The organism is Pseudomonas sp. FSL R10-0399 (assembly GCF_009600165.1).
GTDB lineage: Bacteria > Pseudomonadota > Gammaproteobacteria > Pseudomonadales > Pseudomonadaceae > Aquipseudomonas > Aquipseudomonas helleri.
In genome coordinates this window covers 38,203-54,103 of sequence record NZ_WIWK01000014.1, presented here as the reverse complement: position 1 = coordinate 54,103, position 15,901 = coordinate 38,203, and the positions used below count along the sequence as shown (strand labels likewise).

Sequence of the window (15,901 nt, the reverse complement as noted above, 5' to 3'; positions counted from 1 at the left end):
GCAAACGGGCGTGCCAGACCCTCGATTTCTGGCTCGATAGCTGACCTTGCACTTTGCAAACCAAATGAATTTGATAGGGAAGGAACATCTCAATGGCTATTACTAAAGACCAACTGATCGCTGATCTGGCTGAAGCTGTAGACGCACCGAAAACTACCGTGCGTGCTCTGCTGGACCAACTGGGTCAAATCGTTGCAGATCAGCTGGAAAATGGCGGCGAAATCACTCTGCCAGGTATTGGCAAACTGAAAGTGACCGAGCGTCCTGCCCGTACTGGCCGTAACCCTTCGACTGGCGCTGCCATCGAAATCGCTGCCAAGAAAGTTATCAAGCTCGTTGTGGCTAAAGGCCTGACTGACGCTGTTAACAAGTAAGAACGCATTAAAAAACCGCGCTTGGGAGTGATCCCGAGCGCGGTTTTTTTATGGGCGAAAATCTTGTGTAGGAGCGAGCTTGCCTCGCGATCTTTTAGAAGATCAAAAGATCGCGAGGCAAGCTCCTACAGTGGGGAAAGGCTTACTTCCAGTTCTTCTCGCGCCACACTTGCTGCTGGTCTTTGTCGTGGAAGGTCCAGGCTACAAAGCGGCTTTGCTTGTTGCCTTGGGACATTTCAACCACCTGGCTTTCACGCGCACCGGCTTTTTTCAGCGCGGTCTGAACCGCTGGCAGGTTTGAAGCCTTGGACACCAGCACGCTGAACCACAGCACCTGACGGCCCACGTGCACGCTTTCGCGGATCAGTTGGGTCACAAAGCGTTGCTCGCCACCTTCGCACCACAATTCGGCGGCCTGGCCACCAAAGTTCAGCACTGGCAGTTTGCGCTTGGGGTCTGCCTTGCCCAGTGCTCGCCATTTACGCTCGCTGCCGCGTGTGGCTTCGTCCAGCGAGGCGTGGAACGGCGGGTTGCACATGGTCAGGTCGAAACGCTCGTTGCTGTCCAGGATATCCAGCAGGATCTTCTGCGGATCTGGCTGCAGGCGCAGGCTGATGGCTTTGTTCAGGCTGTTGGACTGCACAATCGCCTTGGCGGTCTTGACCGCCGTGGCATCAACGTCGGTGCCGAGGAACTGCCAGCGGTATTCGCAGTGGCCGATCAGCGGGTAGACGCAGTTGGCGCCGGTGCCGACGTCCAGCACGCGCACATTGGCGCCCTGCGGGATCTGGCCATCGTTGACGCTGGCCAGCAAGTCCGCGAGAAAGTGCACGTAATCGGCGCGGCCCGGCACCGGAGGGCACAGGTAGTCAGCCGGAATGTCCCAGTGGGCAATGCCGTAGAACGACTTGAGCAGCGCACGGTTGAATACCCGCACTGCGCTCGGGTTGGCGAAGTCGATGCTCTCTTTGCCGTACGGGTTGATGATCACAAACGCGCCCAGCTCCGGGCAGATCTTGATCAGTTGCGCAAAGTCGTAGTGGCCCTGATGGCGGTTGCGCGGGTGCAGGCTGGGCTTTACCCGAGGTGTAGCCGGTTTGTTCTCACCCGTAGCCTTGGGCTTGTGGCGTGTGGCTTTGGAGGTGCGTGGGGTGGTCATGTTCAATGGGTTCCACAAAAGCAATCGCGGGCAAGGCCGCCCCGGCAGGGGTTAACCCTGCGGGAGCGTCCTTGCCCGCGATCAGGTGCGCAGCGCTGTTACAGGCTGGAAATCCGCGCGTGCTGGTCCGCCAACTTGCTCAAGGCTTGTTCAGCCTCGGCCAATTTGGCGCGTTCCTTGTCAATGACTTCGGCCGGAGCCTTGTCAACGAAGGCCGCATTCGACAGTTTTCCGCCAACGCGGGCCACTTCGCCGTGCAAGCGCTGGATTTCTTTGTCCAGGCGCGCCAGCTCGGCATCTTTGTCGATCAGGCCGGCCATCGGTACCAGCACTTCCATCTCGCCCACCAATGCGGTGGCAGACAGAGGCGCTTCGGCACCGTCTTGCAGCACGGTGATCGACTCGAGTTTAGCCAGCTTTTTCAGCAAGGCGTCGTTCTCGGTCAAACGGCGTTGGTCTTCACTGCTGACGTTTTTCAGGTACAACTGCAGCGGTTTGCCCGGGCCGATGTTCATTTCGCCACGGATGTTACGCGTGCCGAGCATCAAGCCCTTGAGCCATTCGATGTCGTCTTCGGCAGCCTGGTCGATGCGTGCTTCGTTGGCCACTGGCCAAGGTTGCAGCATGATGGTTTTGCCTTGCGCGCCCGCCAGCGGCGCGATGCGCTGCCAGATTTCTTCGGTGATGAACGGCATGAACGGGTGCGCCAGACGCAAGGCCACTTCCAGAACCCGAACCAGCGTACGGCGAGTGCCACGCTGACGCTCAACCGGGGCGTTTTCGTCCCACAGCACAGGCTTGGAGAGTTCCAGGTACCAGTCGCAATACTGGTTCCAGATGAACTCGTACAAGGCTTGTGCGGCCAGGTCGAAACGGAACTGGTCGAGGTGACGGGTCACTTCGGCTTCAGTGCGCTGCAACTGCGAGATGATCCAGCGGTCAGCCAGCGACAGTTCGTAGGCTTCGCCGTTCTGGCCGCAGTCTTCGCCCTTGTCCAGCACGTAACGTGCGGCGTTCCAGATCTTGTTGCAGAAGTTGCGATAGCCTTCAACGCGGCCCATGTCGAACTTGATATCGCGACCGGTGGAGGCCAGCGAGCAGAACGTGAAGCGCAGGGCGTCGGTGCCGTAGCTGGCGATGCCGTCAGCGAACTCGTCGCGGGTCTGCTTCTCGATCTTCTTCAGCAGTTTTGGCTGCATCAGGCCGGTGGTACGTTTGGTCACCAGGTCTTCGAGGGCGATACCGTCGATGATGTCCAGCGGGTCCAGGACGTTGCCTTTGGACTTGGACATCTTCTGGCCCTGACCGTCACGGACCAGACCGTGTACATACACGGTCTTGAACGGAACCTGCGGGGTGCCGTCTTCGTTCTTCACCAAATGCATGGTGAGCATGATCATCCGGGCAACCCAGAAGAAAATGATGTCGAAGCCGGTGACCAGAACGTCAGTCGGGTGGAAGGTTTTCAGGAAATCGGTCTGCTCAGGCCAGCCCAGGGTGGAGAACGTCCACAGGCCCGAACTGAACCAGGTGTCGAGTACGTCGTTGTCCTGTTGCAGCGCAACGTCCGGGCCGAGGTTGTGCTTGGCACGCACTTCGGCTTCGTCGCGGCCTACGTAGACTTTGCCCGACTCGTCGTACCAAGCCGGGATCCGGTGGCCCCACCACAGCTGACGGCTGATGCACCAGTCCTGGATGTCACGCATCCACGAGAAGTACATGTTTTCGTACTGTTTAGGCACGAACGCGATGCGCCCGTCTTCAACAGCGGCGATGGCAGGTTCTGCCAATGGCTTGGTCGATACGTACCACTGGTCGGTCAGCCACGGTTCGATCACGGTGCCCGAACGGTCGCCTTTCGGCACTTTCAGGGCGTGGTCGTCGACGCTGACCAGCAGGCCGGCTTCGTCGAAGTCGGCAACGATTTGCTTGCGCGCCTCGAAACGGTCCAGGCCAACGTATTTGGCTGGCAGGGTGCCGTCGATGGAGTCGTTCAGCGTGCCGTCGAGGTTGAACACCTGAACGGCAGGCAGAACGGCTGCGTTTTTGTCGAAGATGTTCAGCAGCGGCAGGTTGTGGCGCTTGCCGACTTCATAGTCGTTGAAGTCGTGGGCCGGGGTGATTTTCACGCAGCCGGTGCCGAACTCCGGATCGCAGTAGTCGTCGGCGATGATCGGGATGCGGCGCCCAACCAGGGGCAGCTCAACGAATTTACCGATCAGGGCTTTATAGCGTTCGTCTTCCGGGTTTACCGCAACAGCCGAGTCACCGAGCATGGTTTCCGGGCGGGTAGTGGCGACGACCAGGTAGTCTAGGCCTTCTGCGGTCTTGGCGCCGTCAGCCAGCGGGTAGCGCAGGTTCCACAGGAAACCCTTCTCGTCGTGGTTTTCCACTTCAAGGTCGGAGATCGCAGTGTGCAGCTTGGTGTCCCAGTTGACCAGGCGCTTGCCGCGATAGATCAGGCCGTCTTCGTGCAGGCGTACAAAGGCTTCTTTCACCGCTTCTGACAGGCCGTCGTCCATGGTGAAACGCTCGCGGCTCCAGTCTACGGACGAGCCCAGGCGACGGATCTGACGGCTGATGTTGCCACCGGATTGATCTTTCCATTCCCAGACTTTTTCCAGGAACTTCTCGCGGCCCAGGTCGTGGCGGTTCAGACCTTGTGCTTCGATCTGACGCTCAACCAGCATCTGGGTTGCGATACCCGCGTGGTCGGTGCCCGGCTGCCACAAGGTGTTGCGACCTTGCATACGGCGGAAACGGATCAGGGCGTCCATGATCGCGTTATTAAAACCGTGACCCATGTGCAGGCTGCCGGTGACGTTCGGCGGCGGGATCATGATGGTGTACGGGTCGCCCGCGCCTTGCGGGGCAAAATAATTCTCTTCTTCCCAGGTTTTGTACCAGGAAGTTTCAATGGCGTGCGGCTGGTAGGTCTTATCCATGCGCGGCGGGACCCTATTGGCATTAATTCAGGAAAGCCGGCAAGTATAGCGGGGCGGGACGCTGAGGGCGAGGTGTGCGCTGCATGAGGGAGAAACTACGTAGGAGCGAGCTTGCCTCGCGATCTGTTAAAAATCAAAAGATCGCGAGGCAAGCTCGCTCCTGCGGGATTTGCGTGTGCCGTCAGTTCTGATGCTGCGCCAGCAAGCGCTCCATGTGCGCATCGAGGCGGCGTTTGATTTCGGTTTCGATGTGCGGGGCGAAGTCGTTGATGACCTCGTGCATGATCGCCTGCGCCGCCGTGCGCAGTTCTTTGTCCAAGTGCACGAGCAATGCGTCCGGGGCTTTTTCGACCTTGGGCGCCTCAGCGATGCCGACCAACGGTATTTGCGCCGATTCAGGCTCCGGGTCTGGCTCGGGGGCGACCGTGTCGTCGATGACATCCGACAGCAACGGAATTTGCTCGCCGCCATGGCCGACCATTTCCGTCAGCAGCGGCGGTTGCAAACCGTCATCGCCCAGCAACTGGCGAATGGATTCAAGATCGTCGAGCAGGTGTGCAGCTTTTTTCGGCGAATTGGAGGTGTCCATCGTGTGCTCAGAGTCGTTGTAGCTTGTGGTCTTGCAGAGGATAGCCGTGTTCACGGTAGAAGCGAAAACTCTCCCGTGCAGCCAGGCGAACTGCGGGGTCTTCGACCACGACTTCAGCGACGCGGGCGAAACGTTTAAAGAATTCAGGGACTTTGAGGTCCAGGTTAATCAATAAATCCTGATGGCTGGCGGGGGCTTCGCTGAGGCCCATGACAATCGTGCCGTCAGGTTGGTCTTCGGTGGTGCTGTGGGGTACGAAGCTTTCGCCCTTGAAGCGCCACAGACGCTCGTCCAGGTCCTGGCGTTGAGCGCCATCGCTGCAATGCAGGTACACCCGGTGGCCGAGGCGCCAGGCTTTTTCAGTGAGTTTGCAGGCAAAATCCAGCCGCGCTGAAGGTTCGGCGCTGGGCAGGATATAAAAGTCGACCTTGGTCAGCTCTGTATCGGGTTCTGAGGTCATTGCGGTTCCTGAATCGGGATTGCGCCGCCATCAGGCGGCGCAACCGTCGATTGTCAGCTTCAAGCGTTGGCGCGATCCAGCAGGTATTGCGTCAGCAAAGGCACAGGGCGGCCGCTGGCGCCTTTGTCCTTGCCGCCGCTGACCCATGCGGTGCCAGCGATGTCCAGGTGAGCCCAGTGGTAGGCCTTGGCAAAGCGCGACAGGAAGCAGCCCGCGGTGATGGCGCCGCCTTTAGGGCCGCCAATGTTGGCCATGTCGGCAAACGGGCTGTCCAGTTGCTCTTGGTATTCGTCGAACAGCGGCAGTTGCCAGGCGCGGTCGTCGGCTTGTTTGCCGGCTTCCAGCAATTGGCCGATCAGTTCGTCGTTGTTGCCCATCAGGCCCGAGGTGTGAGCACCCAAGGCCACCATGCACGCGCCGGTCAGGGTGGCGATATCGATCACCGCTTGCGGTTTGAAGCGTTCGGCGTAGGTCAGGGCGTCGCACAGCACCAGACGGCCTTCGGCGTCGGTGTTGAGGATTTCAACGGTCTGGCCGCTCATGGTCGTCACGATGTCGCCCGGACGTGCAGCGCCGCCGCTTGGCATGTTCTCGGCGCAGGCCAGGATGCACACCAGGTTGATCGGCAGTTTCAGCTCAAGCACGGCACGCAGGGTGCCGAACACGCTGGCAGCGCCGCCCATGTCGTACTTCATTTCGTCCATGCCCGCACCCGGCTTGAGGCTGATGCCGCCGGTGTCGAACGTGATGCCTTTGCCGACCAGCACAAAAGGTTTCTCGGATTTTTTGCCGCCTGCGTAGTTCATCACGATCAGGCGTGGCGGCTGATCGCTGCCCTGGCCGACCGCATAGAACGCGCCCATGCCCAGATCCTTGATTTTTTTCTCGTCAAGGATCTCGACTTTCAGGCTCTTGAATTCTTTGCCCAGGTCCTTGGCTTGTTCGGCCAGGAAAACCGGATGGCAAATGTTCGGTGGCAGGTTGCCCAGGTCGCGGGTGAACGACATGCCGCTGGCAATGGCCTGCGCATGGGTGACTGCGCGCTGCACTTCAGCTTGTGCGGCCTTGATGGTCAGCAGGGTGATTTTTTTCAGGGCGCGGGGTTCGGCTTTCTGGCTTTTGAAGCGGTCGAAGGTGTATTCGCCGTCGAGCAGGGTTTCGGCCAGCAGGCGGGTTTTGCTGTAGCTGTCACGGCCCTTGACCACCAGTTCGTCGAGTGCGAACACCGCGTCGCTGCCGCCCAGGCCTTTAAGGACGCTCAGCGCGCCGCTGATGATTTTGCGAAAAGGGCGGTCGCCCAGTGCTTCGTCTTTACCTGTGCCCAGCAGCAATACGCGCTCGGCCTTGAGGTTTGGGAGGCTGTGAAGCAACAGGCTCTGGCCGGTTTTGCCGGCGATGTCGCCACGCTTTACCACGGTGCTGATGGCGCCACCGGTGAGTTCGTCGATGGCTTTAGCGGTAGGGCCGAGTTTGCGGCCTTCGCTGATGGCGACCACGAGAGTGGCCGTTTTCAACGTTTCTGGGCTGACGCTTTTTACAACCAGTTCCATGTCCGGGTCCCTGAATCAAATGGTCAACGTGCGCACAAACGGTGCGGTTCGCGTGCTTGAAAGATACAGCGCTTCACCTGTGCTTCAGGCGGGCGTCAAGGCAGGCAGTTTGAACCTCGTCGGCCGCGCCTGACAACCCTCGAATGCTGCCAAATCAGCGCTTTAAAGCCTTGGCTGAGCATGCGCAGTGACAGGCGCGGCCATTCACAGGATAATGCGCCATCTTTTTAAACGACTAGGCTCATCTACATGAGCTAGTGTCGATTCGCTATGCCGCTTGTTTGGCCGCCTTAGCCTGACGACCCCTGGAGTGTCTGGTTTGATCGTCTTCCGTTATCTATCCCGCGAAGTCCTGCTTACATTGAGCGCTGTCAGCGCTGTGCTGCTGGTCATCATCATGAGCGGTCGCTTCATTAAATACCTGGCCCAGGCTGCCTCGGGCGCCATGGACCCCAGCTCGCTGTTCTTGATCATGGGCGTTCGTCTGCCCGGCTTCTTGCAGCTGATCTTGCCGCTGGGCCTGTTTCTGGGCTTTCTTCTGGCTTACGGGCGTATGTACCTCGAAAGCGAGATGACGGTCCTGTCGGCCACCGGCATGAGCCAGCAGCGCCTGTTGGCCATCAGCATGGTGCCGGCCACTATCGTGGCGCTGATCGTTGCCTGGTTGAGCTTGAGCCTGGCGCCTCAGGGCGCTACGCAGTTTCAACTGCTGCTCAACAAGCAAGATGCCCTGACCGAGTTCGATACCCTGGAACCGGGCCGCTTTCAGACCCTGAATGATGGCTCCCGGGTGACCTACACCGAACAGCTGACCAATGACCGGACGAATCTGGGGGGCGTGTTTATCACCCAGAAGAACCTCGGTCAGGACGCCAAGGATCGCAGCATTTCCATATTGGTCGCGCAAAAGGGCCGCCAGGAAGTGCGCCCGGATGGCAGCCGCTGGTTGATTCTGGATGACGGCTATCGTTATGACGGCAACCCTGGCTTGGCGGATTACCGCGCCATCAAATACGACACCTACGGCGTACTGCTTCCCAAGCCCGATGTCAGCAATGAGGTCACCGATCGCGATGCGATGCCTACCAGCAGCCTTATCGGCAACCCTGACGTAAAGGCGATTGCTGAGCTGCAGTGGCGTATTTCCATGCCGCTGCTGGTCTTCATCGTGACCCTGATTGCCGTTCCGCTGTCGCGAGTCAACCCGCGCCAGGGCCGCTTCCTCAAGCTGTTGCCCGCCATCCTTCTCTATATGGGCTACGTGACCGCCTTGATTCTGGTCCGTGGCGCCCTCGAAAAAGGCAACATTTCACCCACGCTGGGCTTGTGGTGGGTGCACGGTCTGTTCTTGATCATTGGTCTGTTGTTGTTCTATTGGGAGCCGTTGCGCTTGAAATTGGCGACTCGTCGCAGCGCGAAGGAGCTGGCTCATGGTTAAGCTCGATCGCTACATTGGTAAAAGTGTGTTGCTGGCGATCCTCGCGGTGTCGGGGATCATCGTCGGCCTGGCGTCGCTGTTTGCCTTCATTGATGAGGTCAAGAACCTCTCCAGCTCTTACACCATGGCCGATGTTTTCAGCTTTGTGATGCTGACAGCGCCGCGTCGTCTTTACGACATGCTGCCGGTGGCGGCCCTGATCGGCTGTCTGATTGGCCTGGGCAGCCTGGCGAGCAACAGCGAGCTGACCATCATGCGGGCGGCGGGTGTGTCCACCGGTCGTATTGTCTGGGCGGTCATGAAGCCGATGCTGGTGTTGATGCTGGCCGGTATTCTGATTGGCGAGTACCTGGCACCCGCGACCGAGTCGGTGGCCCAGGCCAACCGGGCTCTGGCCCAGGGCAGCGGTGATGCACAAAGCTCCAAGCATGGTATGTGGCACCGCGAGGGGGATGAGTTCATCCACATCAACGCGGTTCAGCCCGATGGCATGCTGCTGGGGGTGACACGTTATCGTTTCGATAAAGAACACCACCTGCTGTCTGCCAGTTTCGCCAAAAAAGCCAACTTCACGCAGGACCACTGGGAACTGAGTGATGTGGCGACTACGGTCTTCCACGAGCGCAACACTGAAGTCGTTAACACGCCTGAAGAGCGCTGGGACGTTTCCCTGAGCCCCGAGCTGCTTAATACCGTGGTCATGGCCCCGGATGCGCTGTCGATTTCCGGGCTGTGGGGCTATATCCACTATTTGAAAGACCAGGGTCTGAACAACGGCCGTTACTGGCTGGCGTTTTGGGTCAAGGTATTGCAGCCATTTGTCACGGCTGCGCTGGTATTGATGGCCATTTCTTTCATCTTCGGCCCGCTGCGTTCTGTTACTTTGGGGCAGCGCGTGTTCACCGGTGTATTGATCGGCTTTGCGTTCAAGATTGCGCAAGACCTGTTGGGGCCAGCCAGCTTGGTGTTTGGCTTCTCGCCGCTGTTCGCGGTGCTGTTGCCAGCCGGCATCTGTGCGCTGGCCGGTTTCTGGTTGTTGCGCAGGGCCGGTTGATCAATACCCCTTGGGTTGATCAAAAAGCCTCTATCACTTGATAGGGGCTTTTTTGTGAACGTGACGCTTGGCTCAGGGATCAGGTACAATTCCCGGCTATTTTTCGGCGGGCAGTCTGCCTGCGACTTTTTTTGAGTGTTGACCCGTGAGTGATTTGAGTCATATCCGCAATTTCTCCATCATCGCCCACATTGACCATGGCAAGTCGACGCTGGCCGATCGTTTCATTCAGATGTGCGGTGGTCTGACTGCCCGCGAAATGGAAGCCCAGGTACTGGACTCCATGGACCTAGAGCGTGAGCGTGGGATTACCATCAAGGCCCACAGCGTTACCCTGTACTACACGGCCAAAGACGGCATTACCTATCAGCTGAACTTCATTGACACCCCGGGCCACGTTGACTTCACCTACGAAGTCAGCCGGTCTCTGGCGGCCTGTGAAGGTGCGCTGCTGGTTGTCGACGCGGGTCAGGGCGTAGAAGCCCAGTCCGTTGCCAACTGCTACACCGCTATCGAGCAGGGTCTTGAGGTGATGCCGGTCTTGAACAAGATCGACCTGCCGCAGGCCGATCCTGACCGCGTGAAAGAAGAAATCGAAAAAATCATCGGCATCGATGCCACTGACGCCGTGACCTGCAGTGCCAAAACCGGCCTGGGCGTGGACGAAGTGCTTGAGCGCCTGGTGCATACCATTCCTGCGCCTACCGGCAATATCGAAGATCCGCTGCAAGCGTTGATCATCGACTCCTGGTTCGACAACTACCTGGGCGTTGTGTCCCTGGTTCGCGTGCGCCACGGCCGCGTGAAGAAGGGCGACAAAATCCTGGTTAAATCCACCGGCAAGGTCCACCTGGTGGACAGCGTCGGTGTATTCAACCCGAAACACACTGCCACTGCCGACCTCAAGGCCGGTGAAGTGGGCTTCATCATCGCCGGTATCAAGGACATTCACGGTGCGCCGGTGGGTGACACCCTGACCCTGAGCACAACCCCTGATGTTGAAGTGCTGCCAGGTTTCAAACGCATTCAGCCGCAGGTGTACGCGGGCCTGTTCCCGGTCAGCTCCGATGACTTCGAAGACTTCCGTGATGCGCTGCAAAAGCTGACGCTCAACGACTCGTCGCTGCAATATACGCCAGAAAGCTCTGACGCACTGGGCTTCGGCTTCCGTTGCGGCTTCCTGGGCATGCTGCACATGGAAATCATCCAGGAGCGCCTGGAGCGCGAATACGACCTGGACCTGATTACCACGGCGCCGACGGTAATTTTCGAGTTGCTGCTCAAGAACGGTGAAACGATTTACGTCGATAACCCGTCCAAGCTGCCAGACTTGTCTGCCATCGAGGACATGCGCGAGCCGATCGTGCGTGCCAACATTCTTGTGCCTCAAGAGCACTTGGGCAACGTCATAACCCTGTGTATCGAAAAACGTGGCGTTCAACACGACATGTTGTTCTTGGGTACTCAGGTACAAGTGACCTACGATTTGCCGATGAACGAAGTGGTTCTGGACTTCTTCGACCGTCTCAAATCCACCAGTCGCGGCTATGCTTCGCTCGATTACCATTTCGACCGCTACCAGTCGGCTAATCTGGTGAAGCTGGATGTATTGATCAACGGCGAAAAAGTCGATGCCCTGGCATTGATCGTTCACCGTGACAACGCCCACTACAAAGGGCGTGCGCTAACCGAAAAAATGAAAGAACTGATTCCGCGTCAGATGTTCGATGTTGCAATCCAGGCCGCCATTGGCGGGCAGATTGTGGCGCGAACCACTGTCAAGGCTCTCAGAAAGAACGTACTGGCCAAATGCTACGGTGGTGACGTTAGCCGTAAGCGCAAGCTGTTGGAAAAGCAAAAGGCCGGTAAAAAACGCATGAAGCAAGTGGGTAACGTGGAAATTCCACAAGAAGCCTTCCTTGCGGTGCTCAGGTTGGATAGCTAGGTCCTATGTCACTAAATTTCCCGCTGTTGCTGGTTATTGCTGTCGCCGTCTGCGGTTTGCTGGCGCTGCTCGATCTGGTCTTCCTGGCACCTCGCCGGCGCAAGGCCATTGCCAACTATCAAGCCACTGTTCAGCCGGCTGATATGCAGGTCATCGAGAAGCTCAACAAGGAACCGTTGCTGGTCGAGTACGGCAAGTCGTTCTTCCCGGTGTTGTTCATCGTGCTGGTGCTGCGTTCGTTTCTGGTTGAGCCGTTCCAGATTCCGTCGGGCTCGATGAAGCCGACACTGGATGTGGGCGATTTCATTTTGGTGAACAAATTTTCTTACGGGATCCGCTTGCCGGTGATCGACAAGAAAATCATCGAAGTGGGTGATCCGCAGCGCGGGGATGTGATGGTGTTTCGCTACCCAAGCGATCCGTCGGTCAACTACATCAAGCGCGTAGTGGGCCTGCCGGGCGACACCGTTCGCTACACCAGCGACAAGCATTTGTACGTCAATGGCCAACTGGTTGCCGAGCAACTGGTAGGTGTTGAACCGGGCACATTGGGCAGTGCCGAGTTGTACAAAGAGAAGCTGGGCGAAGTCGAGCACATGATCCGCAAGGAAATGAGCCGCTATCGCGCGCCACCTGATAACGAGTGGACGGTTCCGGCCGGGCACTACTTCATGATGGGCGACAACCGCGACAATTCGAACGACAGCCGTTACTGGGATGATCCGAACATTCCCAAAGATGAGCTGGGCATGGTTCCCGACCAGAACATTGTCGGCAAGGCCTTCGCTGTTTGGATGAGTTGGCCGGAACCCAAGATGAGCCATCTGCCGAACTTCTCGCGGGTGGGGCTGATCAAGTAGCCAAGACGGCGCTGTTAATAACAGCGCCGAATGCTTTTCAGGCGTCCTGATAAATCGGGCGCCTGACGGTTCTTACGACCGTCTGCCGTCTCAGGCAGGGCGGTCAACAGTATTCAGGATGTGGATTTGAACAAAGCGTTAAGTGTGACGGCGGCGAACAGCCTGTTCCCTGTCCATTTGCTATGCGATAAACGAGCATCACTGATCCCTAATATCGGTCCGGTGGTGACATTCGGCCACGAACTCAGCGTGGGTAAATCGTGAGTTTTTCTTTAAATCGTTTAGAGCGTCAGCTCGGCTACACCTTCAAAGACCAGGAGCTGATGATCCTGGCCCTGACACACCGCAGTTTCGCGGGGCGCAATAACGAGCGTCTTGAGTTCCTGGGCGATGCAATCCTCAACTTTGTCGCCGGTGAAGCGTTGTTTGATCGCTTCCCGCTGGCCCGCGAAGGGCAGCTGTCGCGCCTGCGTGCGCGTTTGGTCAAAGGCGAAACCCTGGCCGTACTGGCGCGCGGTTTTGAGTTGGGCGAGTACCTGCGCCTGGGTTCGGGTGAACTGAAAAGCGGCGGTTTTCGTCGCGAGTCGATTTTGGCAGATGCCCTTGAAGCGCTGATTGGCGCCATCTACCTCGACGCGGGCATGGAAACCGCCCGTGATCGCGTATTGGCCTGGCTGGCTGGCGAGTTCGAGACCCTGACCCTGGTCGACACCAATAAAGATCCCAAAACACGCCTGCAAGAGTACTTGCAGTCGCGCGCCTGTGAACTGCCACGCTACGAAGTGGTGGATATTCAAGGTGAACCGCATTGCCGCACTTTCTTTGTTGAGTGCGAAATTGCCCTATTGAATGAAAAAAGCCGAGGTCAGGGTGTGAGCCGTCGCATTGCCGAACAGGTAGCGGCCGCAGCAGCACTGATTGCCCTTGGCGTGGAGAATGGCCATGACTGATTCAACTGCAACTCGCTGTGGCTATGTCGCCATCGTTGGTCGACCAAACGTGGGTAAATCCACACTGCTGAACCACATTCTCGGTCAAAAGCTGGCGATCACCTCGCGCAAGCCGCAGACCACCCGTCACAACATGCTGGGCATCAAGACCGAAGGCGATATTCAAGCCATCTACGTTGACACGCCGGGCATGCACAAGGGTGGCGAAAAGGCCCTGAACCGCTACATGAACAAAACTGCGTCGGCTGCGTTGAAAGACGTCGACGTGGTGATCTTCGTGGTGGATCGCACCAAGTGGACTGAAGAAGACCAAATGGTTCTTGAGCGCGTCCAGTTTGTGACTGGCCCGTTGATTGTGGCGTTGAACAAGACTGACCGCATCGAAGACAAAACGGAATTGATGCCGCACCTGACCTGGCTTCAGGAGCAATTGCCGAATGCCCAGATCGTGCCGATTTCGGCTCAAAACGGCCACAACCTCGATGCCCTTGAACGTGTGATTGCTGATCATCTGCCGGAAAACGACCACTTCTTCCCGGAAGACCAGATCACCGATCGCAGCAGCCGCTTCCTTGCCGCTGAACTGGTCCGTGAAAAGATCATGCGCCAGCTGGGTGCGGAGCTGCCGTACCAGATCACCGTTGAGATCGAAGAATTCAAGCAGCAAGGCAAGACCTTGCACATTCATGCCTTGATTCTGGTTGAGCGTGACGGGCAGAAAAAAATCATCATTGGCGACAAGGGCGAGCGCATCAAGCGCATCGGCACTGAAGCGCGTAAAGACATGGAGCTGCTGTTCGACTCCAAAGTCATGCTCAACTTGTGGGTCAAGGTTAAAGGCGGCTGGTCCGACGACGAACGCGCCCTGCGTTCGCTGGGCTATGGCGACCAGTAACAGGTTGTAATACCTCGCTGCCTTGCAAGATCCTGTGGGAGCGGGCTTGCTCGCGATAGCATCAAACCGGTCTGCCTGCCTTGCCGAGTTGATGCTATCGCGAGCAAGCCCGCTCCCACATTAGACTTCTGATAAAGCTGATCGCCCATGTCCAGCAAATCCATCGTCCCTCAACTCGCTTACGTCCTGCACAGTCGTCCTTACCGTGAAACCAGTGCGCTGGTGGATTTCATCACGCCGCAAGGCCGTCTGCGTGCGGTGCTGCGTAATGCGCGGGGCAAGGCGGGCACGCTGGCCCGGCCGTTTGTGCCGTTGGAAATCGAGTTCCATGGTCGCGGCGAGCTGAAGAATGTCGGACGCATGGAGAGCGCAGGCGTTTCGACCTGGCTCAATGGCGAAGCCCTGTTCAGCGGGCTCTATCTCAATGAACTGCTGGTGCGTCTGCTCCCTGCCGAAGACCCGCACCCCGCAGTGTTCGATCACTACGCTGCTACCTTGCTGGCCCTGGCCGAAGGGCGACCGTTGGAGCCTTTGCTGCGGGCGTTCGAATGGCGGCTGCTGGACGACCTGGGTTACAGCTTCTCGCTGACCGAAGACATCCATGGTGGACCAATCGAGGCCGATGGCTTATATCGCCTGCAAGTGGACGCCGGGCTTGAGCGTGTCTGGTTGTTGCAGCCGGGGTTGTTCAATGGTGTTGAGCTGCTGGCCATGGCGCAAGCCGACTGGAGCGCAACGGGCGCCTTGTCGGCGGCCAAACGTCTGATGCGTCAGGCGTTGGCCGTTCATTTGGCTGGTAAGCCCCTGGCCAGTCGTGAGTTGTTTCGCAAGCCCTGAATAGACCGGTATGCTGTGCGCCGAATCTTCAACTCTTCAGGAGAGCCCTCGTGACCACAAGCAATCGCATTCTTCTTGGCGTGAACATCGACCACGTAGCTACGCTGCGTCAGGCGCGAGGCACGCGTTACCCGGACCCGGTCAAAGCGGCTCTGGACGCGGAAGAGGCGGGGGCCGACGGCATCACCGTGCATCTGCGCGAAGACCGTCGCCACATTCAAGAGCGCGATGTCTTGCTACTCAAGGATGTGCTGCAAACGCGTATGAACTTCGAAATGGGCGTGACTGAAGAGATGATGGCGTTTGCCGAGCGCATTCGTCCGGCGCATATCTGCCTCGTCCCAGAAACCCGTCAAGAACTGACCACCGAAGGCGGTCTGGACGTTGCCGGGCAAGAAGCGCGGATCAAGGCTGCGGTTGAGCGCCTGAGCAAAATTGGCAGCGAGGTTTCGCTGTTTATTGACGCGGACGAGCGCCAAATCGAAGCGTCGCGCCGTGTGGGCGCCCCCGCCATCGAGTTGCATACCGGTCGTTATGCCGATGCCCAGACCCCGGCTGACGTGGCAGAAGAACTGCAGCGCGTGGCTGATGGCGTGGCCTTTGGCCTGGGGCAGGGGCTGATTGTGAACGCCGGCCATGGTCTGCATTATCACAACGTCGAAGCCGTGGCGGCGATCAAGGGCATCAACGAACTGAACATTGGCCATGCATTGGTTGCTCATGCACTGTTCGTCGGCTTCAAGTCGGCCGTTTCCGAGATGAAAGCCCTGATTCTGGCGGCCTCAAAAGCCTAAGACATATTCAAAACCTGTAGGAGCGAGCTTGCCTCGCGATCTTTTCAAAGA

14 protein-coding genes are annotated in these 15,901 nt (G+C 58.2%); 9 read left to right on the top strand and 5 right to left on the bottom strand.

What is annotated here, in order from left to right; all coding sequences use genetic code 11:
- Positions 1-92: 92 nt before the first annotated feature.
- Positions 93-374 (top strand): HU family DNA-binding protein, encoded by a 282-nt coding sequence (locus tag GHO41_RS06455; RefSeq protein ID WP_019412143.1) that lies wholly within the window; start codon positions 93-95, stop codon positions 372-374.
- Positions 375-516: 142 nt separating this feature from the next.
- On the opposite strand, the gene rlmF is transcribed toward GHO41_RS06455, so the two are convergent.
- From rlmF to GHO41_RS06430, 5 genes are all read right to left on the bottom strand, one after another.
- On the bottom strand, positions 517-1,533 hold the full coding sequence (gene rlmF / locus GHO41_RS06450) for a 23S rRNA (adenine(1618)-N(6))-methyltransferase RlmF (protein ID WP_153433207.1): 1,017 nt from the start codon (positions 1,531-1,533) through the stop codon (positions 517-519).
- 98 nt (positions 1,534-1,631) lie between these two features.
- Positions 1,632-4,478, bottom strand: coding sequence for a valine--tRNA ligase (locus tag GHO41_RS06445; protein ID WP_153433206.1), 2,847 nt, complete (start codon positions 4,476-4,478; stop codon positions 1,632-1,634).
- A 181-nt stretch (positions 4,479-4,659) separates the two neighbouring features.
- Positions 4,660-5,067 carry a DNA polymerase III subunit chi gene (locus GHO41_RS06440; RefSeq protein ID WP_153433205.1) on the bottom strand — a complete coding sequence of 136 codons (408 nt, stop codon included), beginning with the start codon at positions 5,065-5,067 and terminating at the stop codon, positions 4,660-4,662.
- 7 nt (positions 5,068-5,074) lie between these two features.
- On the bottom strand, positions 5,075-5,503 hold the full coding sequence (locus GHO41_RS06435; protein ID WP_048368468.1) for a DNA polymerase III subunit chi: 429 nt from the start codon (positions 5,501-5,503) through the stop codon (positions 5,075-5,077).
- Positions 5,504-5,586: 83 nt separating this feature from the next.
- Positions 5,587-7,077: a leucyl aminopeptidase gene (locus GHO41_RS06430; RefSeq protein WP_153433204.1), complete on the bottom strand. Its 1,491-nt coding sequence runs from the start codon at positions 7,075-7,077 to the stop codon at positions 5,587-5,589.
- A gap of 319 nt (positions 7,078-7,396) precedes the next feature.
- Between GHO41_RS06430 and lptF the strand changes: the two genes are divergently transcribed.
- The 8 genes from lptF to pdxJ all read left to right on the top strand — a co-directional run bounded on the left by lptF (position 7,397) and on the right by pdxJ (position 15,850).
- Positions 7,397-8,515 (top strand): LPS export ABC transporter permease LptF, encoded by a 1,119-nt coding sequence (gene lptF, locus GHO41_RS06425; protein WP_048368203.1) that lies wholly within the window; start codon positions 7,397-7,399, stop codon positions 8,513-8,515.
- A complete protein-coding gene (gene lptG, locus GHO41_RS06420; protein WP_123749679.1) occupies positions 8,508-9,569 on the top strand; it encodes an LPS export ABC transporter permease LptG in 1,062 nt (353 codons plus the stop codon). Before lptF ends, lptG begins: the two co-directional genes overlap by 8 nt.
- Positions 9,570-9,714: 145 nt before the next feature.
- Positions 9,715-11,514, top strand: coding sequence for a translation elongation factor 4 (lepA, locus tag GHO41_RS06415; protein ID WP_048368201.1), 1,800 nt, complete (start codon positions 9,715-9,717; stop codon positions 11,512-11,514).
- A 5-nt stretch (positions 11,515-11,519) separates the two neighbouring features.
- On the top strand, positions 11,520-12,374 hold the full coding sequence (lepB, locus tag GHO41_RS06410) for a signal peptidase I (protein ID WP_048368199.1): 855 nt from the start codon (positions 11,520-11,522) through the stop codon (positions 12,372-12,374).
- A 260-nt stretch (positions 12,375-12,634) separates the two neighbouring features.
- A complete protein-coding gene (gene rnc / locus GHO41_RS06405; RefSeq protein ID WP_048368198.1) occupies positions 12,635-13,324 on the top strand; it encodes a ribonuclease III in 690 nt (229 codons plus the stop codon).
- Positions 13,317-14,219: a GTPase Era gene (era, locus tag GHO41_RS06400; RefSeq protein WP_048368196.1), complete on the top strand. Its 903-nt coding sequence runs from the start codon at positions 13,317-13,319 to the stop codon at positions 14,217-14,219. The genes rnc and era overlap by 8 nt, the downstream gene beginning before the upstream one ends.
- A 147-nt stretch (positions 14,220-14,366) precedes the next feature.
- Positions 14,367-15,056: a DNA repair protein RecO gene (gene recO / locus GHO41_RS06395; RefSeq protein WP_048368194.1), complete on the top strand. Its 690-nt coding sequence runs from the start codon at positions 14,367-14,369 to the stop codon at positions 15,054-15,056.
- A gap of 50 nt (positions 15,057-15,106) precedes the next feature.
- On the top strand, positions 15,107-15,850 hold the full coding sequence (gene pdxJ, locus GHO41_RS06390) for a pyridoxine 5'-phosphate synthase (protein ID WP_371928856.1): 744 nt from the start codon (positions 15,107-15,109) through the stop codon (positions 15,848-15,850).
- The last annotated feature ends 51 nt before the right edge of the window (positions 15,851-15,901 follow it).

What these genes read in the sequence shown, in the direction of transcription:
- recO (WP_048368194.1), top strand. Translation starts at nt 14,367, where the DNA reads ATGTCCAGCAAATCCATCGTCCCTCAACTCGCTTACGTCCTGCACAGT.
- lepB (WP_048368199.1), top strand. Translation starts at nt 11,520, where the DNA reads ATGTCACTAAATTTCCCGCTGTTGCTGGTTATTGCTGTCGCCGTCTGC.
- GHO41_RS06430 (WP_153433204.1), bottom strand. Translation starts at nt 7,077, where the DNA reads ATGGAACTGGTTGTAAAAAGCGTCAGCCCAGAAACGTTGAAAACGGCC.
- GHO41_RS06455 (WP_019412143.1), top strand. Translation starts at nt 93, where the DNA reads ATGGCTATTACTAAAGACCAACTGATCGCTGATCTGGCTGAAGCTGTA.
- GHO41_RS06445 (WP_153433206.1), bottom strand. Translation starts at nt 4,478, where the DNA reads ATGGATAAGACCTACCAGCCGCACGCCATTGAAACTTCCTGGTACAAA.
- GHO41_RS06440 (WP_153433205.1), bottom strand. Translation starts at nt 5,067, where the DNA reads ATGGACACCTCCAATTCGCCGAAAAAAGCTGCACACCTGCTCGACGAT.
- rlmF (WP_153433207.1), bottom strand. Translation starts at nt 1,533, where the DNA reads ATGACCACCCCACGCACCTCCAAAGCCACACGCCACAAGCCCAAGGCT.
- era (WP_048368196.1), top strand. Translation starts at nt 13,317, where the DNA reads ATGACTGATTCAACTGCAACTCGCTGTGGCTATGTCGCCATCGTTGGT.
- lptG (WP_123749679.1), top strand. Translation starts at nt 8,508, where the DNA reads ATGGTTAAGCTCGATCGCTACATTGGTAAAAGTGTGTTGCTGGCGATC.